The 22271-nt window shown below is 39.6% G+C and carries 18 protein-coding genes and 4 tRNA genes; 7 read left to right on the top strand and 15 right to left on the bottom strand.

Going from position 1 to position 22271, the window contains the following annotated elements; translation table 11 throughout:
• Positions 1–29: 29 nt before the first annotated feature.
• Together E4T92_RS00335 and rng are read right to left on the bottom strand one after the other, a co-directional pair.
• Positions 30–1817 (bottom strand): ABC transporter ATP-binding protein/permease, encoded by a 1788-nt coding sequence (locus tag E4T92_RS00335; protein WP_135092981.1) that lies wholly within the window; start codon positions 1815–1817, stop codon positions 30–32.
• A gap of 341 nt (positions 1818–2158) precedes the next feature.
• Positions 2159–3634 carry a ribonuclease G gene (gene rng / locus E4T92_RS00340; RefSeq protein WP_135092982.1) on the bottom strand — a complete coding sequence of 492 codons (1476 nt, stop codon included), beginning with the start codon at positions 3632–3634 and terminating at the stop codon, positions 2159–2161.
• Positions 3635–3765: 131 nt separating this feature from the next.
• Between rng and cmoB the strand changes: the two genes are divergently transcribed.
• A complete protein-coding gene (cmoB, locus tag E4T92_RS00345) occupies positions 3766–4731 on the top strand; it encodes a tRNA 5-methoxyuridine(34)/uridine 5-oxyacetic acid(34) synthase CmoB (protein WP_135092983.1) in 966 nt (321 codons plus the stop codon).
• A 71-nt stretch (positions 4732–4802) separates the two neighbouring features.
• Here the strand turns inward: cmoB and E4T92_RS00350 are convergent, their stop codons facing one another.
• Positions 4803–7073, bottom strand: coding sequence for an NADP-dependent malic enzyme (locus E4T92_RS00350; RefSeq protein ID WP_135092984.1), 2271 nt, complete (start codon positions 7071–7073; stop codon positions 4803–4805).
• Positions 7074–7264: 191 nt separating this feature from the next.
• On the opposite strand from E4T92_RS00350, the gene E4T92_RS00355 reads away from it, so the two are divergent.
• The 3 genes from E4T92_RS00355 (at position 7265) to E4T92_RS00365 (ending at position 9891) form a co-directional block, all read left to right on the top strand.
• Positions 7265–7888: a DUF1919 domain-containing protein gene (locus tag E4T92_RS00355; RefSeq protein ID WP_135092985.1), complete on the top strand. Its 624-nt coding sequence runs from the start codon at positions 7265–7267 to the stop codon at positions 7886–7888.
• Between the two features lie 109 nt (positions 7889–7997).
• On the top strand, positions 7998–8696 hold the full coding sequence (gene rsuA / locus E4T92_RS00360) for a 16S rRNA pseudouridine(516) synthase RsuA (protein ID WP_077550553.1): 699 nt from the start codon (positions 7998–8000) through the stop codon (positions 8694–8696).
• A gap of 1 nt (position 8697) precedes the next feature.
• Entirely contained in the window at positions 8698–9891 is a 1194-nt protein-coding gene (locus E4T92_RS00365) for a Bcr/CflA family multidrug efflux MFS transporter (protein ID WP_135092986.1), read from the top strand.
• 142 nt (positions 9892–10033) lie between these two features.
• On the opposite strand, the gene E4T92_RS00370 is transcribed toward E4T92_RS00365, so the two are convergent.
• From E4T92_RS00370 to E4T92_RS00380, 3 genes are all read right to left on the bottom strand, one after another.
• Positions 10034–11467, bottom strand: a complete 1434-nt coding sequence (locus E4T92_RS00370) for a sodium:alanine symporter family protein (RefSeq protein WP_135092987.1) — start codon at positions 11465–11467, stop codon at positions 10034–10036.
• 177 nt (positions 11468–11644) lie between these two features.
• Positions 11645–12559 carry an N-acetylglucosamine kinase gene (gene nagK, locus E4T92_RS00375; protein ID WP_135092988.1) on the bottom strand — a complete coding sequence of 305 codons (915 nt, stop codon included), beginning with the start codon at positions 12557–12559 and terminating at the stop codon, positions 11645–11647.
• Between the two features lie 64 nt (positions 12560–12623).
• Positions 12624–13343, bottom strand: coding sequence for a phosphatase PAP2 family protein (locus E4T92_RS00380; protein WP_135092989.1), 720 nt, complete (start codon positions 13341–13343; stop codon positions 12624–12626).
• A 70-nt stretch (positions 13344–13413) separates the two neighbouring features.
• Between E4T92_RS00380 and ribA the strand changes: the two genes are divergently transcribed.
• On the top strand, positions 13414–14073 hold the full coding sequence (gene ribA / locus E4T92_RS00385; RefSeq protein WP_077540378.1) for a GTP cyclohydrolase II: 660 nt from the start codon (positions 13414–13416) through the stop codon (positions 14071–14073).
• Between the two features lie 141 nt (positions 14074–14214).
• On the opposite strand, the gene E4T92_RS00390 is transcribed toward ribA, so the two are convergent.
• The 7 genes from E4T92_RS00390 to gloB form a co-directional block, all read right to left on the bottom strand.
• Positions 14215–14289: transfer RNA gene (locus E4T92_RS00390), tRNA-Gln, on the bottom strand.
• A gap of 45 nt (positions 14290–14334) precedes the next feature.
• Positions 14335–14409: transfer RNA gene (locus tag E4T92_RS00395), tRNA-Gln, on the bottom strand.
• Between the two features lie 29 nt (positions 14410–14438).
• Positions 14439–14523: transfer RNA gene (locus E4T92_RS00400), tRNA-Leu, on the bottom strand.
• Position 14524: 1 nt separating this feature from the next.
• Positions 14525–14601 (bottom strand) — tRNA-Met (locus tag E4T92_RS00405).
• Between the two features lie 132 nt (positions 14602–14733).
• Complete coding sequence (locus E4T92_RS00410; protein ID WP_077540376.1) at positions 14734–15453, bottom strand: phosphodiester glycosidase family protein; 720 nt, start codon at positions 15451–15453, stop codon at positions 14734–14736.
• Positions 15437–16759 carry a glutamyl-tRNA reductase gene (hemA, locus tag E4T92_RS00415; RefSeq protein WP_135092990.1) on the bottom strand — a complete coding sequence of 441 codons (1323 nt, stop codon included), beginning with the start codon at positions 16757–16759 and terminating at the stop codon, positions 15437–15439. Before hemA ends, E4T92_RS00410 begins: the two co-directional genes overlap by 17 nt.
• 132 nt (positions 16760–16891) lie before the next feature.
• Entirely contained in the window at positions 16892–17593 is a 702-nt protein-coding gene (gloB, locus tag E4T92_RS00420; protein ID WP_135092991.1) for a hydroxyacylglutathione hydrolase, read from the bottom strand.
• Positions 17594–17619: 26 nt separating this feature from the next.
• On the opposite strand from gloB, the gene E4T92_RS00425 reads away from it, so the two are divergent.
• On the top strand, positions 17620–18348 hold the full coding sequence (locus E4T92_RS00425) for a methyltransferase domain-containing protein (RefSeq protein ID WP_135092992.1): 729 nt from the start codon (positions 17620–17622) through the stop codon (positions 18346–18348).
• An 85-nt stretch (positions 18349–18433) separates the two neighbouring features.
• A complete protein-coding gene (gene ycaO, locus E4T92_RS00430; protein ID WP_135092993.1) occupies positions 18434–20182 on the top strand; it encodes a 30S ribosomal protein S12 methylthiotransferase accessory factor YcaO in 1749 nt (582 codons plus the stop codon).
• Between the two features lie 96 nt (positions 20183–20278).
• Here the strand turns inward: ycaO and uxuA are convergent, their stop codons facing one another.
• Both uxuA and E4T92_RS00440 read right to left on the bottom strand, forming a co-directional pair.
• Complete coding sequence (gene uxuA / locus E4T92_RS00435) at positions 20279–21463, bottom strand: mannonate dehydratase (RefSeq protein WP_135092994.1); 1185 nt, start codon at positions 21461–21463, stop codon at positions 20279–20281.
• Positions 21464–21491: 28 nt separating this feature from the next.
• Entirely contained in the window at positions 21492–22244 is a 753-nt protein-coding gene (locus E4T92_RS00440; protein ID WP_135092995.1) for a GntR family transcriptional regulator, read from the bottom strand.
• Positions 22245–22271 lie beyond the last annotated feature (27 nt).

Below are 22271 nucleotides of genomic sequence, written 5' to 3' on the forward strand. Positions count from 1 at the left end.
TTCAAAAAGAATTCATATTCGAACTATGGTTAAAGGTTAGTTAAGTACCAAGTCCCATCAGTATGAAGTCGTAAACATTGCTGGTGATGATGAAATAATGTAGAACGATGTCCCACACTAATAATGATACTTCCCGGCAGCGCTTTTCTCAGAAGAAGATACATCTGCTCTTCCAGATACTCATCGAGTGCTGACGTTGACTCATCTAAAAAAATCATCATAGGACGATAAAGTAATATTCGGGCAAAAGAAATACGTTGTTGCTCACCAAGCGATAAAATTCTTGTCCAATCATTTTCTTCCTCTAATTTTTCAACAAGATGTGCTAATTGAACCCTATCTAAAACGCTTGCAACATTACTGAGATTAACATCAGTAGGCACAGTATTTGGGTAATATAGTGCATCAATCAAACGACCTTGAGGTAAATACGTTTTTTGAGCAATAAATAAACTATTATGGAATGGGTAAGATATTTTTCCTTCTGCATATCGCCACAAACCGGCAACCGCTCTCAATAGGGTCGTCTTCCCTGAACCTGAAAGACCTTGAATTAATAATGTATCTCCTAAAGATAAATGAATGTTAAGTTCCCTAACTAAAACCTCCCCTTCAGGGGTTTTAACAGTAAGATCTTCAAAAATAACGTTATTTTTATCTTCTTCAATTTTAATATTGACAAAATGGCGGGCTTCCCCAGTGGCTTGATAAAAACCGTTCAAACGTTCCAACACCGCACGATAACCGGCAAAATCATCATAAATATTACGGAAAAAAGAGAGAGAGGACTGAACCCTTCTAAAAGCTTGGGCCGTTTGCATTAATTCACCTAATTGGATCTGCTTCTCAAAAAAGCGGGTCGCCTGAATTAAAAAGGGAAAAATTGTCGACACCTGTGTCACCGCAAGATTAAATCCATTAAATTTTAGGGTTCGATGTACAATTTTCCAAACATTATCAATCACTTTGTTAAATTGAGCGAGTAGCTGATTTTTTTCCACTTTTTCACCTTTAAAAAAGGCGATAGTTTCGGCATATTCTTTCATACGCATTAAAGAGTAACGATAATTAGCGTTCAATCTCTCATTATTAAAATTAAGCCTGATTAAAGGTTTACCAATTTTAAAAGCAAATACGGTGCTGGATAATACATAAATAAAAACCAAAAACACCATAGCATGAGGCAACGTAAAATCCCCTATCGGCATAGGACCTGATAGCCCCCATAAAATAATCGTAAATGACACCATTGAAGTCACGGACTTGATTAATCCCAAGGATAAATTTAAGGAATTTGTAATATAAGCGGTAATATCCTGTTGAATACGTTGATCCGGATTATCGGTTTTTTCACTATCACAGAGCATTTTATAATAGGCTTGATTGACAAACCATTTATCTAAAATGGCTTCATTTGCCCATTTTCGCCAATGAATCGTGAAGGCTTTCTGTACATAATAAATTAATAAGGCATTGGCAATATGCACGCTTGATAACACAGCAAAAACAATAATTTGCCCCCAAAATTCAGCGGCATCCAACTTTTGCAATGCGTTGTATAAGGCTTTATTCCATTCTGATAATAAAATATCAATTCGAACTGTCACCAAGCTAAAAAATAGCACAGTGAAAAAATAAGCCAAAGGTTTAATTCTGCGTTTAATTGAAAAATAATCAGCACTTAAAAGCCAAAACTCTCTTCCCCACTTAGTCATCCTGATCAAAAGGAATGCAACCAGGGGAGAAATCGTCAAGATAATCCCCATGACACTGATTATCCAATAAAAAGAATTCAACAATTCTTGCGTCCAATTCATTTCGCGTCCTTAGTGGATAAGTAAAAACCATTTATGGTTTCGCAGTATAACATTAAACTCTAGTTGATAATCAATCGTAATAAGAAATGATTTGATATTATTTCATTTCAAAAGTGATAATGTTATGTGGCAAGTACAAAACAGAAATTTCAACGAAAGTAGGGAGATACTGCGTGTGTCCCTTATAAGAAACAAATCATTTCAATATATTAAAATTTTGTCACTTGCAATATATCCCTACAAGCGAGCCCAAAAATAGCGTTGTGCAACAGATACATAATATCGAAAACATAAAAAAGCGCGGTCAAAATTGACCGCACTTTTGTTTTACCACCACTTTGTTACATCACCACAACATCAAACTGCTCTTGGTTATAAAAGGGTTCTGTTTTTACTTGGACACGTTTGCCAATAAACATTTCCACTTCGGGTAAAAGCCCATGAGATTCTTCGTTAATTAAATATTCCGCCACTGCAGGGGAAGCATATACAACAAATTGCTCGCTGCTGAATAAATGATACACGCGAATTACCTCACGCATAATTTCATAACATACCGTTTCCACCGTTTTCACATGACCACGACCACGGCACGCCGGACATTCATCACATAGGATATGTTCAAGGCTTTCACGGGTTCGCTTACGTGTCATTTCAACTAAACCAAGTTGAGTGAAACCATTAACATTTGTTTTAACACGATCTTTGGAAAGAGCCTCTTGTAAAGATTCCAATACTCGATTGCGGTGATCCTCCAAGTGCATATCAATAAAATCAATGATGATAATTCCACCAAGATTGCGTAACTGAAGTTGTTGGGCAATAGCTTTTGTTGCTTCAATATTGATGTTAAAAATCGTTTCTGCTAAATCACGATGCCCGACAAATGCGCCGGTGTTAATGTCAATAGTCGTCATCGCCTCTGTTTGTTCGATAATCAAATAACCACCGGATTTTAAATTCACCCGTCTATCTAAAGCCTGTTGAATGCTATTTTCTACACCATACACATCAAAGAGCGGTTGATTTCCGGAGTAAAGTACTAACTTATCGCTTAATTCCGGCATAAATTCATCGGTAAATTCTTTCACTTCGTTAAAACAAAGCTTTGAATCAATACGGATTCTTTCCAATCTCGTCCCAATAAAATCACGTAAAATTCGCTGTGGGAGTGCAGGTTCACCATAAATCTTTGAGCGGGTAGGATATTTACTTTTACGTTCTAATACCTTTCGCCATAAACGTTTAAGAAATTCCGCATCTTGGCGAAGCTCTTCCTCAGTTGCCCCCTCTGTTGCCGTGCGAATAATAAATCCCCCTAATTCATCACAGAAAGGTTCTACCAATGCCTTCAAACGGGTACGTTCTTCTTCACTTTCAATACGTTGTGACACCCCTACATGGCTATTTTCCGGCATAAATACAAGATAGCGGGAAGGTAATGTAATATCAGTGGTTAAACGTGCACCTTTTGTACCTAGGGGATCTTTTACAACTTGTACGACAATATCCTGTCCCTCTCGAACCAGCTCAGAAATACTTTTTACTTTAAATTGTTTCTGTTCATTCTCATCCACGCATTCAGTATGAGATACAATATCGGAGGCGTGCAGAAATGCCGCTTTTTCCAAGCCTATATCCACAAAAGCGGACTGCATACCGGGCAATACACGCATTACCCGCCCTTTATAAATATTTCCCACAATGCCACGTTTTGCTTGGCGTTCTACATGAACTTCTTTCAATCCGCCCATTTCCATCAATGCAATACGGGTTTCATTGGGGGTTACATTCATCAATAACTCTACGGCATCCATTATTTCTTGTCTCTGAATCTTATTTTCACAAATAGAATAATAAATCTAAATAAGGTAGAATGCGAGCTTTCTTAGATCCTCAATACCTTTTCTAGGATTATTTTGCTCTCAAAAGCCCGTAAGGAAACAAAATGATCGATTTTCGCCCATTTTATCAACAAATTGCTACAAGCCCATTATCCGATTGGTTAGATACCCTCCCCCTTCAACTCAAAGCGTGGGAAAAACAAACCCATGGTGACTATGAAAAATGGTCAAAAGTCGTGGATTTTTTGCCTGATTTATATGCCGAGAGTATTGATCTCAAAAATGCAGTGAAATCCGACCGCACTTATCCGCTTTCAGAAGGTGAAAAACAACGTATTATTCACCATTTAAAACAGCTCATGCCTTGGCGGAAAGGCCCTTATCATTTATTCGGTATTCATGTGGATTGCGAATGGCGTTCTGATTTTAAATGGGATCGTGTGCTTCCTCATCTCTCCCCACTAAAAGATCGCACTATTTTAGATGTAGGCTGCGGTAGCGGTTATCATATGTGGCGAATGCTGGGTGAAGGGGCAAAAATGGTGGTGGGGATTGATCCCACAGAACTTTTCCTTTGTCAATTTGAAGCAGTTCGTAAACTCCTCAATAATGATCGCCGTGTAAACCTCATTCCTCTTGGAATAGAGCAAATGCAACCGCTTGCTGCCTTTGATACCGTGTTTTCAATGGGCGTGTTATACCACCGAAAATCCCCCCTCGATCATCTTATTCAACTTAAGAATCAATTGAAGAAAGGTGGAGAACTCGTACTAGAAACCCTTGTGGTAGATGGCGATGCCAATACTGTTCTCCTGCCAACAGATCGCTATGCCAAAATGAAAAATGTCTATTTTATTCCCTCGGTTGCCACATTAATTAACTGGTTAGAAAAAGTAGGTTTCACTCACGCTCGCTGTGTCGATGTCGCCCCAACCACATTGGAAGAACAGCGTAAAACCGATTGGTTGGAAAACGAAAGCCTGATTGATTTTTTAGATCCAAATGATCAGAGTAAAACCATTGAAGGTTACCAAGCCCCAACAAGAGCCGTAATTTTAGCGAATAAATAACTAGCTAATTAAAAACAAAGTGCGGTCAATAAAACAGAAATTTAATTGACCGCACTTTTTACTCAAACAAATTAGTCTTGTTGTGCTTTTACTGCTGCATAAGCAATCATATTAATGATCCGGCGAACAGAAGCGCTTGGGTTTAATATATGGGCTGATTTATTCATTCCCATTAAGATTGGTCCTACTGTGACGGCCGTGGTAGTGCCACGCAATAAGCTGTAACTAATACGTGCCGCACTTAAATTAGGAAACACAAGTAAGTTCGCCGAACCTTTTAACGGGCTATCCGGCATAACCTCTGTACGTTGTGCTGCACAAAGTGCAATGTCACCTCTCATTTCGCCATCAATCATTAACTGTGGGTTATGTTCTTGTACAATTTTCAAAGCATCACGTACTTTTGGTGCGCCTAGCGTGTTTGATGAACCAAAATTGGAATGAGAAAGCAAGGCAACCGCCGGCTCAATACCAAAACGATGAACTTCATCAGCCGCCATTAAGGTTATTTCTGCTAATTCTTCTGCACTTGGATCATCATTGACATGCGTATCCGTTAAGAAAACATTACCGCTTGGCAATACAAGGCTATTTAAAGCTGCGGCGGTTTTTACCCCATCTTTTAAGCCAATAATATCTCTAATAGAATCTAAATGTTTGCCATAAGAACCAAACAAACCGCATACTAATCCATCTGCATAGCCTAAATTGACTAAGACGGAGGCAAGTACAGTTGTGTTTGAACGCACAACACGTTTAGCGATTGCTGGTGTGACGCCCTTGCGTTTTGTGAGGTTGTAATAATATTTCCAACATTCTTCATAACGTGGATTATTTTCATTATCTACTACTTCGACGTTTCCCCCTACTTCCAAACGTAAACCCAGTTTTTTGATTTTTTCTTCAATCACATCTTTACGACCAATTAAAATTGGCAAGGCAAGTTCCATGGAAACCACTTCTTGTACCGCATGTAAGGCTTTTGCCTCTTCCCCCTCCGCAAGGATAATACGCTGTTTTGCAGATTTGGCTTGATTAAAAATCGGTCGCATAAACAAGCTGGTTTTGTAAACGAATTGAGTCAATTTTTCAATGTATCCATTCCAATCCAAGACGGGGCGTGTAGCGACACCTGAATCCATTGCGGCTTTTGCCACAGCAGGAGCGATACGTACAATTAAACGAGGGTCAAACGGACGTGGAATCACATAATCTGCACCAAAGGTTGCGCCTTCTCCGCCATAGGCTGAAGTCACTACGTCATTTTGTTCTTCAAGTGCCAAATCGGCAATGGCATAAACCGTCGCACGCTTCATTTCTTCATTAATCGTGGTTGCCCCCACATCTAATGCCCCACGGAAAATAAATGGGAAACAAAGGACATTGTTAACTTGATTCGGATAGTCTGAACGACCGGTACAAACTATCGCATCAGGACGAACGGCTTTGGCTTCCGGCGGGGTAATTTCAGGATTAGGATTAGCCAAGGCAAGAATTATTGGGTGCGCCGCCATAGTTTTAACCATATCTTGTGTCAATGCCCCTGCGGCAGAACAACCGAGGAAAATATCCGCATTCGGGATAGCATCAGCTAATGTGCGCCAACCGTTGTCTTCAATCGCATAATCTTCTTTCGTTTTATCCATACGATCACCACGATTTTTATATACCACACCTTTTGAATCACAAATAGTGATATTTTCACGTTTCATCCCAAGGGAGAGTAATAAATTCAAACAAGCAATAGAAGCAGCCCCAGCTCCGGAGGCAACGAGACGTACGTCTTCAATTTTTTTACCAATAATGCGAAGTGAATTAATAATTGCTGCCGCACTAATAATTGCTGTACCGTGTTGATCGTCATGGAACACGGGAATATTCATACGCTCACGTAATTTTTGCTCAATATAGAAACATTCCGGTGCTTTAATATCTTCAAGGTTTACACCACCAAAAGTAGGCCCAAGCGAGGCGATAATATCCACTAACTTGTCCGGATCATGTTCATTTACTTCAATATCAAATACATTAATACCGGCAAACTTTTTAAATAAGACACCTTTTCCTTCCATCACAGGCTTACCGGCAAGCGCACCGATATTGCCTAATCCTAGAACTGCGGTACCGTTTGAAATCACAGCCACCAAGTTCCCGCGTGCAGTGTATTTATAAGATGCTAAAGGATCTTTTTCAATTTCTAAACAAGGCTCCGCCACACCCGGAGAATAAGCGAGGGCTAAATCGCGTTGGGTTGCCAATGATTTAGTGGGGGTAACTTCAATTTTTCCCGGGATAGGGAACTCGTGGAAATCCAATGCGGCTTGACGTAGTTGTTCGCTCATATAAATACTCCATTGTGGTGATACGGAACCTTGGTTCGCATAGAACCAAATTAAAAAAACGACCTGATTATACGCCCTTTTTTCGCCTAAATTTGTGATGAACCGCAAATTTTTACAAATTTGTTACAAAAATTATCGGTTGAATTCATAGATTAAAGAGAGTAGCATACAACCATTCAGGAGAGGCGCTATTGCTATCAAAAATCAACACAGCAGTGAATCAACTGCAAAGAAAATTCATTAATCATCAACTCAAATCACGTTTAAAAAACCATGGTATGACGGTTATCTCCGCCAACTGTGTCGGTGCGTTTATTTTGCATGATCTTGGTGAACCTTTTAACTCACCTTTTGTAAATCTCTATTTAAGCCCAAGAGACTTTATTCGTTATTTGCAAAATATTGATTTTTATCAACAGCAATCCCTTGAGTTTATCGCCTCTGAGAAAGCCTATCCGGTCGGAAAACTGTCAGATATTGAAATCCATTTTATGCACTATCATAGTGAGCAAGAAGCAAGAGAAAAATGGCAAATCCGATCTGCTCGGATCAATCCTGATAATTTATTTATCATCATGACGGATAAAGACGGTGCACAAGGTATCACTTATGAGAATCTTGTCGCCTTTGATCAACTTCCATTCAAAAATAAAGTGGTATTTACCCATAAACCTTATCCGGAGTTACGCTCTGCGTTTTATATCCAAGGTTTTGAACGACAAAATCAGGTGGGTGATTTATTTGCTTTTTCCGGTTGGAATGGAATGAAGTATTATGATCAATTTGATTATGTATCTTGGTTTAACCAAACTTAATTTATCACTACCCCAATAATCCCATAGGGTGTTTTTTTATTTTTCCTTTCTCATCGGCAGATTCAAGTCTGCGGAAAAACGCCCTAATAAATAAAAAAGAGAAAATCTTATGCGATTAGATAAATTCATTGCCGAAAATACCGGCTTAACCCGTTCTCAAGCCAGCAAAGCCATTCGCCAAAGTGCGGTCAAAATTAACGGTGAAATTGAAAAAAATAGTGCCCGTAAAATTTCACCGGAAGATGAGATTTATTTCGAAGAAACCCGACTGACTTGGTTAGAAGGTGGACAATACTTGATGTTGAACAAGCCACAAGGTTGTGTATGTTCAAATGATGATGGTGACTATCCGACTATTTATCAATTTTTTGATTACCCGCTCGCCGGAAAGTTACACAGTGCCGGGCGTTTAGATGTGGATACCACAGGGCTAGTGTTGCTCACTGATGATGGGCAATGGTCGCACCGCATTACTTCGCCGAAACATCATTGTGAAAAAACCTATCTTGTCACCTTGGCTGATCCGGTTGAACCTCATTATGAGCGAACTTTTGAAGAAGGGATTTTATTACGTGGAGAAAAAACGCCGACCAAACCCGCAAAACTTGAAATTTTAGACGATTACAATGTCAATCTGACCATCTCGGAAGGACGCTATCACCAAGTTAAACGAATGTTTGCCGCACTTGGTAATAAAGTCGTCGAATTGCACCGTTGGAAAATCGGTGAAGTCGTATTGGATGAAACCCTAGAAGAAGGTGAATACCGCCCCCTTACACAAGCAGAAATCGCAAGTTTAGGAAAATAATATGAACAAAACGACCCAACCTACCTTTATCTTTATTATGACATTGGGCATTTTATCCATGTTGCCACCTTTCGGTGTCGATATGTATTTGCCCTCTTTTTTAGAAATTGCCAAAGATCTGCAAATCAGCCCAGAGCAAGTTCAACACACACTCACCGCCTTTGCCTATGGTATGGCATTCGGGCAGTTGTTTTGGGGTCCTTTCGGCGATAGTTTCGGACGTAAACCGATCATTTTACTTGGCGTGGTTATCGGTGCGATCAGCGCATTAGTTCTAACCGAAATCAATTCTATCGGAAATTTCACCGCACTTCGTTTTGTACAAGGTTTCTTTGGTGCCGCGCCTGTAGTGCTTTCCGGTGCATTATTGCGAGATTTATTCAGTAAAAATGAACTCTCAAAAGTGATGTCCACCATCACGCTGGTATTTATGGTTGCGCCATTGGTTGCACCAATTATCGGTGGTTATATCGTAAAATATTTCCACTGGCACGCCATTTTTTATGTTATTTCGTTAATGGGAGCATTATCTGCATTTTTAGTATTTTTTATCATTCCTGAAACCCACAAAAAAGAAAATCGTATTCCACTTCGTTTGAATATTATTGCTCGAAACTTTATGAGCCTGTGGAAGCAAAAAGAAGTGCTGGGTTACATGTTCGCTGCCTCTTTCGGTTTTGGTGGTTTATTTGCCTTTGTGACTGCGGGCTCTATTGTGTATATCGGTATTTACGGCATTCCCGTAGATCAATTCGGTTATTTCTTTATGCTGAATATTGCAATTATGACTTTCGCCTCTTTTCTTAACGGACGATTTGTCACAAAAGTTGGTGCGGAAACCATGTTACGTACTGGTCTTACCGTTCAATTTTTATCGGGAATGTGGCTCATTTTAACCGCACTTTTTGATTTCGGTTTTTGGTCAATGGCGCTAGGCGTGGCGTTTTTTGTCGGGCAAAATCCGCTGATTTCTTCTAATGCGATGGCATCCATTTTAGAGAAATTCCCAACAATGTCCGGCACGGCTAATTCCTTGGTGGGTAGTGTGCGTTTTGCCACCGGTGCGATTATGGGAAGCTTAGTCGCCACCATGAAAATGGACACGGCAGCGCCCATGCTGTTCACAATGGGGGCTTGTGTCGTAATCGCGGTTCTCGCTTATTATTTTTTAACTTATCGAAATTTGAAGGGATAAAAAAAGTGCGGTCAATTTTGACCGCACTTTACTATTTCTCAACATTATATGTTGTACAAATCTCATTTAGGGTTTATTTGAAAGGTGTATGTTCCTACCTCTCGGTAAAATTCCTACCCTATATATTTGCGACATCATACCGTTATTTCCAAGTTTGCTGTTCAAACACCCGTTTTTTCAATTCCGGATAATCTTCAATTTTAAATTCCGGTGTTTTTCCGGCTTTAAGTTGACGTTGATAATCTTTCAGTAATTTCCACACAATTGGTGAAAGTAGCACGATTGCCACCAAATTCAGAATTGCCATCACAGCCATCACTGTATCGGCAAAATTCCATACCACATTGCCTGAACGCACAGCACCGAAATAAACGAAAAACAGAACCGTTAAACGGAATAACAACACAAACCAAGGTTTATTTTTAATAAAGCGGATATTACTTTCTGCGTAAGCGTAGTTTCCAATAATTGAAGAATAAGCAAAAAGCAACAAAATAAAGGCAAGGAAATGCAAGCCAAATTCACCCACATGATATTGCAAAGCGCTTTGCGTGAGAGAAATACTTTTAAGCTCCTCACCTCCATAGTTGTTTGAAAGTAAAATCACGATAGCCGTACAAGTGCACACCATCATCGTGTCCACAAACACACCAAGCATTTGGACTAAACCTTGGCTAACAGGGTGCTTCACATGAGCAGCCGCTGCGGCATTAGGGGCTGACCCCATCCCTGCTTCATTAGAAAACAACCCCCGCTTAATTCCCATCATCATAGCTTTGGAAACCATTGCGCCGAAAAAGCCACCTGCTGCTGCATCAAAGGTAAACGCACTTTTGATAATGTTATTGATCACCGTTGGTACCAATTCAATATTCATCCCCAGAATAATCACCGCCATAATTAAATAGAACAATGCCATTATTGGCACGAGACTACTAGAAATGACAGCAATGCGTTTGATACCGCCAAAAATAATCGCAGCAGTTAAAACCACCAATGCAATACCAACATATTCACCTTGCCAGTTCCAAGCATTACGGGTCGCTTCTACAATGGAATTTGACTGCACTGAATTGAAAGCGAAGCCAAAGGTAAAAATGAGTGCTATGGCAAACGCCACCGCCATAGTACGTGATTTCAATCCTTGTACCATATAGTAAGCCGGGCCACCACGAAATGAGCCATCTTTATCTTGAATTTTAAATAATTGTGCTAACGTGGATTCGGCAAAGGCACTCGACATGCCAATAAAAGCGGTGATCCACATCCAAAATACCGCCCCTTCGCCACCAAGAGCTATCGCCGTTGCAACACCACCAATATTCCCTACCCCTACTCGGCTGGCAAGCCCTGTAGCAAAGGCTTGGAAAGGGGTTAAAGAGCTACCTTCTGCCGCCCGTCCAAACCACATTTCTCGAATACTCATCGGAAATAATCGTAACTGCACAAACCCCGTTGTGATGGTAAAAAATAAACCGACACCAAGCAAAATGACAATAGTCAAATTCCATAGTGGCCCATCAAGATGATCAACAATCCAAACTAATAATTGTTCTAAATAGTGAATCAATTCCATAAAGCTCCTCCCAAATGAAAATAAAGAGAAAGAATTGTAGAGAAAAAGAGGAAAAAAAACGATATTTATCAAAAAATATTGAAAAGAAATGAGATTTGAGAAGATTTTATTTAATAAAATGGACAATTATTAGATAAAAACAAAAAGCGTATGAAAAATTCATACGCCTTAAGAAAATCATTTAGTTAAAAATAACGCCGCCGCACCGCGCACACCACCGGAATCACCATGTTTGGCTTTTTTAATTGGCGGAACTTTTGCCGTACGCATTAAATGAGCCGGTAACGCTTTTGGTAAGGCTTCATATAAATAATCAAAATTTGATAATCCCCCACCCAGCACAATCATGTGCGGATCAAACGCCGTTATAATGTTTCCAATAGAAATCGCCGCTAATTCCACAAAAAGGTTCACAAAATCGACCGCACTTTCTTTCCCACCATAAAAGGCATCAATAATTTCACGGGCAGATAGCTTTTCACCTTTAAGATCATGATACAACATTTCAAACCCACGACCGGAGAGATAGGTATCTAAGCAGGCTTTATTACCACAACCGCAATCATAAATCGGGGCATTATCCCAACCAAGCAATTTCAGGGCGTGATAATTTAACTGCAAATGTCCAAGCTCACCAGCCATCCCAACTTGCCCGGAATGTACTTTCCCATTTAACACAAAACCGCCACCAAATCCTGTGCCGAGAATTAACCCGAGTACGCTAGGATATTGTTGATTTTCTTCATCCCAGGCTTCAGATAAGGCAAAACAATTCGCATCATTTTCCGCTCTCACTTCACGCCCTAAACGTTCGGAAAGATCACGTAGAATAGGCTTGTTATCCGCCACACGAATATTGGTAATTTCCGCCAGCCCCGTTTGTTGATTCACAAATCCCGGTACGCCTAATCCAACCGTGCCACGCTCGCCAAATTGTTCATCCGCACGATTGACTAAATCCACAATCACGTTGAGCCACTCATCGTAATCGGTTTTAGGAGTAGGAACACGTTCAGAATATAATTTTTCTAACTTTTCATTAAATACCGCAAGCTCAATTTTTGTGCCACCGATATCCAAACCATAGTACATAATCAAATCCTCTTATAAAAAATGGAAAACTAAGCGAAATTTTAACCGCACTTTTATTTTGATTTTATGACGAAGATCGTTTTTTCTGTAAAAAACCGAAAATAGCGAGGTTGATTATCCAAGCAAAAACCGTTGAAACAAAAAGATCGATAGGATAATGCATCCCCAAACGGACGCGACTGACTAACATCAACAAACTCCATAATGCTATAGCTCCAACCAGCCATTTAGCTTGCCACGAACGATTACCTAATAATTGCGTAAACCCTACGGCAAGCATTAACCAAGTCGCCGCAAAAATGGTGTGTCCTGATGGGAAAGAATAACCCGTTTCATTTTCGTAGTGGTTTACAAGCCAAGCTGGCGTGTCTGGCTGAGTAGAATAAAAGTTTTTTGCAATCGCAGCCCGCTGAGTGCGGTCATTTCTATAAAAGTTTTCTGTAGTTTGATTGGTTTGTTCCGCTAGATATACCGTGAACGGGCGTGGCTCTTTAAAAACCGCTTTTAAACCTGTTTTCACTGCTTGAGTCGCGACCACAGAAAATGCCATTACAGCCACACCTAGCATCCACTGTTTACGACTTTTAAACAAAAAGCCAAAAATAACAGCAAACACACCACAGGTAATCAACGCATAGGGCACACTGCCTGTTTCGGTGAGCAAATAAAGCCAATAATCAGCTTCCGTGAGTTGAGCATTACCGTTCCATTGATAGGAAAAACCCCACATAAAAAACGGTACAAGACAAAGTAATAACGTATATAATGACAGCCTTTTAAACATGCTCGCCCCTTGATAATAAAAAAACAAAGTGTGCATTTTAGCAGAAATGAAAAGGAATAAGGATAACTTTATGGCAAAAATTCAACTGGTCACTCAAGCTAATTTACCGACTGAATATGGTATTTTTAAAATGGTCGGGTTTGAATTTCCCGATACGAAAAAAGAACATGTTGCATTAGTAATGGGCGATATTTCAAATAGTGATGAACCTGTTTTAGCCCGCATTCATTCCGAATGTTTAACCGGTGATGCCCTGCATAGTTTAAAATGCGACTGCGGTTTCCAACTTGCTACCGCACTTCGTCAAATTAAGGAAGAAGGCCGTGGCGTCTTAATTTATCACCGTGAAGAAGGGCGTGGTATCGGTCTAATCAATAAAATTCGTGCTTATTCTTTACAGGATCAGGGGATGGATACGATTGAAGCCAATCTTGCCCTCGGTTTTAAAGCGGATGAACGCAATTTTGAGGTCTGTGCCGATATGTTTGAGTTACTTGGCGTAAAAAAAGTCCGTTTAATGACAAATAATCCGGAAAAAGTAGAAACAATGAAAAAAGCAGGTATTAACGTGGTGGAACGGGTGCCTCTAAATGTGGGGGAAAATCGCTATAATACGAAATATTTAGATACAAAAGCCAAAAAAATGGGACACTATATTGTGCATAACCATGAGGAACACCTCATAAATTGCCCTCATTGCCAGGAAGAAGTGATACCTAATAAAAAATAAAAAATTTGTGGTTAATCCTTTGAATCAAGGTTTTATTTTGATAAGAATTCTTAAAGTGCGGTCAATTTTGATCGCATTTTTACATTGGAAATGAGAAATTTCAAAACAAGGCGAAACGAAGCAAAAAAACAAAAATTGATATGGCTGGGGTACTAGGATTCGAACCTAGGGATGCCGAGATCAAAACCCGGTGCCTTACCGCTTGGCGATACCCCAATAGAAATTCTTTTAACTAAGAATATAGGATAAACTAGGATAGTATGGCTGGGGTACTAGGATTCGAACCTAGGGATGCCGAGATCAAAACCCGGTGCCTTACCGCTTGGCGATACCCCAACTACTATTTTGACTTACAAAGCGATAAATGGTGCGGGACGAGGGACTTGAACCCACACACCTCTCGGCGCCAGAACCTAAATCTGGTGCGTCTACCAATTTCGCCAGTCCCGCATGGTGGCTACAGCGAGATTCGAACTTGCGACCCCAACATTATGAGTGTTGTGCTCTAACCAACTGAGCTATGTAGCCATCTTGCTAACCATATCGGCTTTGCGGGGCGTATTATGCTGATTTGTCCCAATCTAGTCAATCACTTTTTATAAAAAATCCTATTTTTGGATTTAGTTGCTTATAAAAAAAACGCTTTTATTATTTTTTACCCTACTCTGCAACAGAAATCATCCCAACAAAATGGTGCCAGTGAAAACTATTAAACATGCTAGGAATATACCAATTAGAAATTGTACCATCTAGATATAAGGCATTATGGCAACCAATTTTCTGTAATCCCTGACTGAATGTATAAAGATTTGGTTTCCCTGATGTCGTCAGAATAAATAAAAGTTCATTTTGCTTATTCAAACATACTGCATTACGTTTATGATAACTTTCTAACGTTGGGCTGAATTGATGATTGATTTTCCCTTCAATTAACAACATTGGACCGGATTGCAGTGCAAATATGGGGTTCAATTTTTTCTGTTGATATGCTTTCGTGGTAAGAATGTAAGCCTGTTTTCCCACCAATGCCAATACCCCATTGGGTTGAATATGAAAATTTCCACGGCCTCGTTTTATATTTAATGGATTCAATTCTTTACCATTTTCAATCCATAGACCAGCAGGGACATCGTTTTTACTGTAAATACCGGCATTCATAATCATTTTTACCTGATAATTTTTTTCCAACTCGCGTTTTAAATTCGTCAGAGAGCGATAATTTTTGCCTTCACTATCACGCCAGTGTAACCTTACGTCTTCCGGTTTCGCTTGGAAAATACCATAAGTAATATTCGATTCTGTAAAAGTGCGATATGACGCTTGTAGAGAAAAGACCAAAAAGCCACAAAGTGCGGTCAAAAATTTAATTATTTTTTTCATCGAGGGGATGGGAAAGATTGAGAGTATTAGAAAACAAATGCAACCCTTCGGCATTGCCTGCTTTCATCATGGATTGCATTGTCTGTGTCGGCGCATGAATAAGTTTGTTCATTAACTTATAACTAAATTCTTGCAGTACACTTTCCACATTATCGCCTTGAGCCAAATGTTGTAATGCTTTCCCCAACAAATCTTGGCGAATATGTTCTGCGTCAGCACGATAATGCTTAATAAGATTGGAAAATTGACGTACTTTTAACCATTCAAAAAAATCGGCACATTCTTGTGCAATAATTCCCTCAGCTTGTTTAGAGGCTTGCTCACGTTGGTTTAAGTTACGTTGAATAATACCTTGTAAATCATCAACGGTGTAATGATAAACGCTGTCTAATTTTTCCACATTTTCATCAATATCTCTTGGCACCGCAATATCCACTAACAGCATTGGCGAATAATGCCGTTTTTTCTGTGCAAGCTTCACCATCTTTTGATGAATTAATACATTAGGGCTACCGGTAGAACTAATGACAATATCAGCCTGATTCAAAGCGTTTTGCAAATTTTCTAAGGAAAAGACCTCAATTTTAGTTTCTGTAACCAAGGTATCGACCAGCTGTTCAGCCCTTGCTAATGTCCTGTTCGCTATCATTAATTTTTTTACACCATGGCGTAATAAATGACGGCTCACTAATTCAATCGTTTCTCCTGCGCCGACAAGCAAAATGGTCAAATCCTGTAGTGATTCAAAAATCTGACGCGCCAAACTGCAAGCCGCATAGGCAACAGAGACCGCACTCTCTCCAATATTAGTTTCCGTACGTACACGTTTTGCCGTAGAAAATGTTTTTTGGAACAAGCGGGAAAGCTCTGTGGAAAAAGGTGAGTTTTCCGTTTGATAATAGTCTTCGCTCACCTGAAAAGCTTGTTTAACCTGTCCTAAAATTTGTGGTTCACCTAAAATTAAAGAATCTAAACCACAAGCTACTCTCATTAAATGATTCGCCGCTTGTTGATTTTGATGGACATAAATACAGGAAACAAGTTCGTCTAAAGGGATTTGATGAATATTTGCAAACCATTTTTCTGCACTTCTCTGCCATTCATCACATTCTTGTGGTGAAATTTGGCGATGATGCAAATAGACCTCTGTTCGATTACAAGTAGAAAGAATCACTGCACCTTGGGCAAGGTTCTGCTGTTTAATTTGTTGCAAGGCAATACGCCGCTTTTCATCAGAAAAAGCGACTTTTTCACGTACAGAAACTGAAGCCGTTTTATGATTAATACCAAGAACAAGAAGGGTCATAATACATTTAAAAATAACCGCACTTTTAACGTGCGGTGAAAAATTAGAGAGAAACTTATGGGCTATTTTAATGAATTGCCGTCGTTTGAGCAAATCAACTCTCTGTCATCCTCTCAGAATAACGCAAAATAGTTAGAATTGATCTTTCGCTTTTCGTAATGCAGTAAATACCTCCAGCGTTTTTGCCTGTAAAAAAGGATTAATTAATTTTTCCAATTCTAGCGTTGTTGGTAAACTCGGCTTGCCTTCCGCACGTAAACGCGCCACCAAAGTGCGGTGATTTTTAACCGCACTTTTATCTGTTATCACAGTTTCCGCAAAAGCTAAATTACCCAACGTATATTCATGAGCAGGGCAAACAATGGTGTCATCAGGTAATGTTTTTAGGCGTGATAACCCCTCAAACATTTGCTCATAATCACCGGTAAATACACGCCCACAACCGGCAGAAAATAACGCATCGCCACAAAATAAATGATTATCGACAACAAAACTGATATGTTGTGCAGTATGCCCGCCGGTGGGAATCACTTGGATATGATAATTTGGCGTAATAATCACTCCCTCATTAACAATCTGGGTTGCCCCCTTTGACGCACATTCTTGTGAACCATAAATGGGCACATTCGGATAACGTAACTTGAATGCCTCAACACCTTGAGTGTGATCATCATGTTCATGGGTTAATAATAGCACTTCAATAGGTGAATGATTCACGTCAAGCCAAGTAAAAAGCTTGTCAGTTTCCGGTAAATCAACAATAATAAGCGGTAAATTTTCACGTTGATAAAGCCAAATATAATTGTCATTCAAGGCGGGTAAGGCAAATAACATAATTCCTCTCTAAATTTGGATATCTGATGATCATCAACTGGCAAGCAAAGGCAAAACACCCTCTTTCTTCCCCAATAAGTTGGCAGCAACTCCCACAGGGCGAGGCATATTGTAACGCATTACAAAAAACATTGTCGCCTTGGCTATCAAAAATTTTAGATTACCAAATATTAAAACTCGGTGCGTTAAGTGCAGAAGTCATCGCCGAGTTGCCTATGCGCCATCAAATATTGGTCAGCGAAAAAATCTCGCCAAATTTAACCGCACTTTTAACCGCAAATGATACGTTGCTCCAAGCAAAATTAACGGCATTGCCGCTTGTTCAAAAGGAAATTAGCGCCTGCTTTCTGATCAATACACTTAACTTTGCACAAGATCCTCACCAAATCTTACGTGAAATACACCGAGTATTATCGGATGACGGTTGGCTATTTCTTTCTTTATTTAATCCTCTCAGCCCACTTATTTTTAAGCATAAACTTGGGAATTTTCCTTTCCGCCAATACCCGACTTGGCGTATTATTGACTGGCTAGCGTTGCTCCATTTTGATATTGTGGAACGCAAAAATATTGCTATCAAACATCAATACGCCACGATATTTTCCCCTTTAACGCTGATAATCGCACAAAAACGTCACACTCCCTTCACGCTCAATACTGAGAAAGAGCGGTCAAAAACACCAACGTTTTTACAACCGGCGGAAGCTTTCCAAGAGGAAATGCCCGATTACCACCGTTCACCTCACGCCAAGTAATGCGCTATGCTTAAAATCAATTCTTGCTCCCTCGCCCAAACTCCCCTATTATTCACCGCACTTTTCTTTTTATTTAGGAACAAAAATGACTGAACAAACCTTTATTCCGGGCAAAGATGCCGCCTTAGAAGATAGCATCGAAAAATTTCAACAAAAATTAACCGCACTTGGTTTTAATATTGAGGAAGCCTCATGGCTTAATCCTGTACCGAATGTTTGGTCGGTTCATATTCGTGATAAAGATTGTCCTCAATGTTTCTCAAACGGCAAAGGAGCAAGCAAAAAAGCGGCGCTCGCATCAGCATTAGGAGAATATTTTGAACGTCTTTCCACTAACTACTTTTTTGCAGATTTCTATTTAGGGCAAGAAATTGCAAATAGCAGTTTTGTTCACTATCCAAGTGAAAAATGGTTTCCAATTGAAGATGAATCAATGCTACCGAAAGGTATTTTAGATGATGACCTACTTGCCTATTTTGATCCTAATGGTGAACTCACACCGGAATTGTTAGTCGATTTACAATCAGGTAATTACGATCGTGGTATTGTCGCAATGCCTTATATTCGCCAATCCGATGAAAAAACGCTATATATTCCACAAAGTATTATCGCTAATCTTTATGTATCAAATGGTATGTCGGCAGGTAACTCCAGATTTGAAGCCCGTGTACAAGGTCTATCGGAAGTGTTTGAACGCTATGTCAAAAACAAAATTATCGCTGAAGCGATAAGCTTACCGGAAATTCCAACCACAGTGATGGCTCGCTATCCATCTATCCAAGTTTCTATCAATAAATTAGAAGAAGAAGGCTTTCCAATCTACGCTTTTGATGCTTCCTTAGGTGGTCAATATCCGGTGATTTGCGTAGTGTTATTCAATCCCAATAACGGCACTTGCTTTGCCTCTTTCGGCGCTCATCCTAATTTCCAAGTGGCATTAGAACGTACCGTGACAGAACTTCTCCAAGGTCGTAGTTTGAAAGATTTAGACGTATTTTCACCACCTTCCTTTAGTAATGAAGATGTCGCCGAGCATGCCAATCTTGAAACCCATTTCATTGATTCCAGTGGTTTAATTTCGTGGGATTTATTCAAACAAACGCCTGATTATACATTTGTCGATTGGGATTTTTCCGGCACAACCCAAGAAGAATACAACAACCTCATGGCGATTTTTCGTCAGGAAAATAAAGAGGTGTACATTATGGATTACAACCATTTGGGCGTATATGCTTGCCGTATCATCGTACCGGGCATGTCAGATATTTACCCGGCAGACGACTTGATCTATGCCAATAACAATATGGGAATGGATTGGCGAGAAATTCTATTAGATTTACCAAACTGGCACCACGTCCCTGAAACTTACGCAGAATTGTTAGAAGAATTGGACAGTCAAAATATTGATGATGCGACCCGCGTTCAAGAGTTTATCGGCATCGTTGCTCCTAAAACTAGCGGCTGGACAACCTTACGGGTAGGCGAATTGAAATCCATGTTACACCTCGCATTAGGCGAATTAGAACAAGCATTGGATTGGGCTAACTGGACGCTAAATATGAATAGTTCTGTGTTCACACCGGAACGTACCAATTATTATCGTGCGCTCATTAGCGTACTTGAACTTTGTTTAGATAAAAATCGTGTTCCTGAACAATATCGCAGTGCATTTGAAAAAATGTATGGCAAGGAAACCACTGAACAGGCTTGGGCTGCCGTCATAGAGAATGGAAATCCTTTCTACAATCTTCCGGCAAGTGATGAGAAATTAGAGAATTTCAAAGAACATCAGGCGTTGTTAAACGCCTATGCTAAGCTACAAAAAGCAAAATGAAAATATTTAACAAGTAAATAACCTTAATATATTTTCTACTAAATAAAATCAGCACGGATTCACGTGCTGATTTTATTCAATTTACAAGAAATCATTTTATTTATTAAAATAAACTTTCTTTAACGCCATTTCTAACCCACGAAATTCGGCTAAACCTTTTAATCGGCCAATCGCAGAATAACCCGGGTTGGTTTTTTTATGTAAATCATCTAACATCTGATGACCGTGATCCGGACGCATTGGGATTAAACGGGTTTCACCATGATTTAAGCGACGATATTCTTCGCTTAATAACGCTTTCACTACATTAAACATATCTACATCGCCTTCTAAGTGCGCCGCTTCATGGAAACTAAAAGGATTATCCTCACGTTGGGTGGAGCGTAAATGAGCAAAATAAATTCTGTCGGCAAATTGCTCCGTCATTTTCACTAAATCATTATCAGAACGCACACCATAAGAGCCGGTACACATTGTGAAACCATTAGCAGGTAAAGGCTGGGTTTCTACAAACCATTGCATATCTTCAATAGTTGATACGATTCGTGGTAAACCTAAAATCGGGCGGGGTGGATCATCAGGATGAATCGCCATTTTAATCCCAACTTCTTGTGCAACCGGTACAATTTCATTTAAGAAATAAGACAAATGCGAGCGGAATTTTTCCGGTAAAATCTCTTTATAGCGGTCTAATTGGCTTTGAAATTCATCTAACGTATAGCCTTCTTCAGCCCCAGGAAGCCCAGCGATAATATTTCGGGTAAGCTGCTGAACTTCATCTTCCGTCATTTGATCGTAGTAGGTTTTTGCTGCAGTGATTTCGTCTTGGTTATAAATGCTTTCAGCCCCTGGACGTTTTAGAATATGAAGTTCAAAGGCGGCAAAAGCAATATGATCAAACCGCAATGCTTTAGAACCGTCCGGCAATTCATAGGCTAAATCGGTGCGGGTCCAATCTAAAACAGGCATAAAGTTGTAGCACACAGTGTCAATGCCGCATTGGGCCAAGTTACGTAGCGTTTGTTTGTAGTGATCAATCCATTTTTGATAATTACCGGTTTGTGTTTTAATTTCTTCATGAACCGGTACACTCTCCACAACAGACCAAGTTAAGCCTGCATGTTCTATTTCAGCCTTACGTTTTTCAATTTCTTCAATACACCACACTTCTCCATTTGGAATATGGTGAAGTGCGGTCACAATACCGGTTGCACCGGCCTGACGAATATCAGATAAAGAAACCGGATCTTTGGGGCCATACCAACGCCATGTTTGTTCCATTTTTAAACTCCTATGTTATTGTAAGTAGTTAGATACCTACAACAACCGGATTTGTATTGAATAGGTATCCGTCAAAATGTGGATCTTCTACATCAGATAACTCAAACAACTTTACTTTTACATTTTCTAAGTGCTGCCACATTGCTTTTCTAGCAGCATTAGCATTTTTCTTCTGAATCGCTAGTAAAATTGCGTGATGATCTTTTATCCATAAATGGTGATAATCTTTTTGTAAAATTCTAGTGTGTAACTGAGCCCACATTGCACTGTTAAAACGATATTGCCATAATTGTTCTTGCAATTTTACTAGTACATCATTTTGTGTTATCTCTGCTAATGCGATATGGAAATCTTTATCTGCGCTGTAGTCATCTTGATTTAGAGCAAGTAATTCTTTTTCTCGATGTAAAATTTGTTTTAAATTTAAAATATCTTTCTTTGTTGCCTGTAGTGCTGCAAATTCTACAATACTACTTTCTAATAACTGGCGAGCTTGTAATAATTCAAAAGGACCAACATCTGGTAGACTAGTATTTTCTGGTTCGGAATGAGTTTTGGGTATCCTAACAACGTAAACCCCAGACCCTTTCTTAACTTCTACTAATTTTTCAACTTCTAGCATTACCATTGCTTCGCGCACAATAGTTCGACTTACTCCAAATTTTTCAGAAATTTCTCGTTCAGTAGGCAGCTTATCTCCAACGTCATAAATGCCTTGAGATATATCTCGCTTAAGAAACTCTCCAATTCGGGTATATGTTCTATTAATGATATTTTCCATATTTTTTCCAAAATTGGTATTCCAATT

Origin of the sequence: Pasteurella sp. WM03, from assembly GCF_004570945.1 — a bacterium.
Taxonomy (GTDB): domain Bacteria; phylum Pseudomonadota; class Gammaproteobacteria; order Enterobacterales; family Pasteurellaceae; genus Rodentibacter.

Coding starts and splice junctions, on each gene's coding strand:
- hemA (WP_135092990.1), bottom strand. CDS start 16,759: ATGACCCTTCTTGTTCTTGGTATTAATCATAAAACGGCTTCAGTTTCT.
- ycaO (WP_135092993.1), top strand. CDS start 18,434: ATGACTGAACAAACCTTTATTCCGGGCAAAGATGCCGCCTTAGAAGAT.
- E4T92_RS00365 (WP_135092986.1), top strand. CDS start 8,698: ATGAACAAAACGACCCAACCTACCTTTATCTTTATTATGACATTGGGC.
- E4T92_RS00350 (WP_135092984.1), bottom strand. CDS start 7,073: ATGAGCGAACAACTACGTCAAGCCGCATTGGATTTCCACGAGTTCCCT.
- E4T92_RS00425 (WP_135092992.1), top strand. CDS start 17,620: ATGATCATCAACTGGCAAGCAAAGGCAAAACACCCTCTTTCTTCCCCA.
- E4T92_RS00370 (WP_135092987.1), bottom strand. CDS start 11,467: ATGGAATTGATTCACTATTTAGAACAATTATTAGTTTGGATTGTTGAT.
- rng (WP_135092982.1), bottom strand. CDS start 3,634: ATGGATGCCGTAGAGTTATTGATGAATGTAACCCCCAATGAAACCCGT.
- E4T92_RS00440 (WP_135092995.1), bottom strand. CDS start 22,244: ATGGAAAATATCATTAATAGAACATATACCCGAATTGGAGAGTTTCTT.
- cmoB (WP_135092983.1), top strand. CDS start 3,766: ATGATCGATTTTCGCCCATTTTATCAACAAATTGCTACAAGCCCATTA.
- nagK (WP_135092988.1), bottom strand. CDS start 12,559: ATGTACTATGGTTTGGATATCGGTGGCACAAAAATTGAGCTTGCGGTA.
- uxuA (WP_135092994.1), bottom strand. CDS start 21,463: ATGGAACAAACATGGCGTTGGTATGGCCCCAAAGATCCGGTTTCTTTA.
- E4T92_RS00380 (WP_135092989.1), bottom strand. CDS start 13,343: ATGTTTAAAAGGCTGTCATTATATACGTTATTACTTTGTCTTGTACCG.
- gloB (WP_135092991.1), bottom strand. CDS start 17,593: ATGTTATTTGCCTTACCCGCCTTGAATGACAATTATATTTGGCTTTAT.
- ribA (WP_077540378.1), top strand. CDS start 13,414: ATGGCAAAAATTCAACTGGTCACTCAAGCTAATTTACCGACTGAATAT.
- E4T92_RS00335 (WP_135092981.1), bottom strand. CDS start 1,817: ATGAATTGGACGCAAGAATTGTTGAATTCTTTTTATTGGATAATCAGT.
- E4T92_RS00410 (WP_077540376.1), bottom strand. CDS start 15,453: ATGAAAAAAATAATTAAATTTTTGACCGCACTTTGTGGCTTTTTGGTC.
- rsuA (WP_077550553.1), top strand. CDS start 7,998: ATGCGATTAGATAAATTCATTGCCGAAAATACCGGCTTAACCCGTTCT.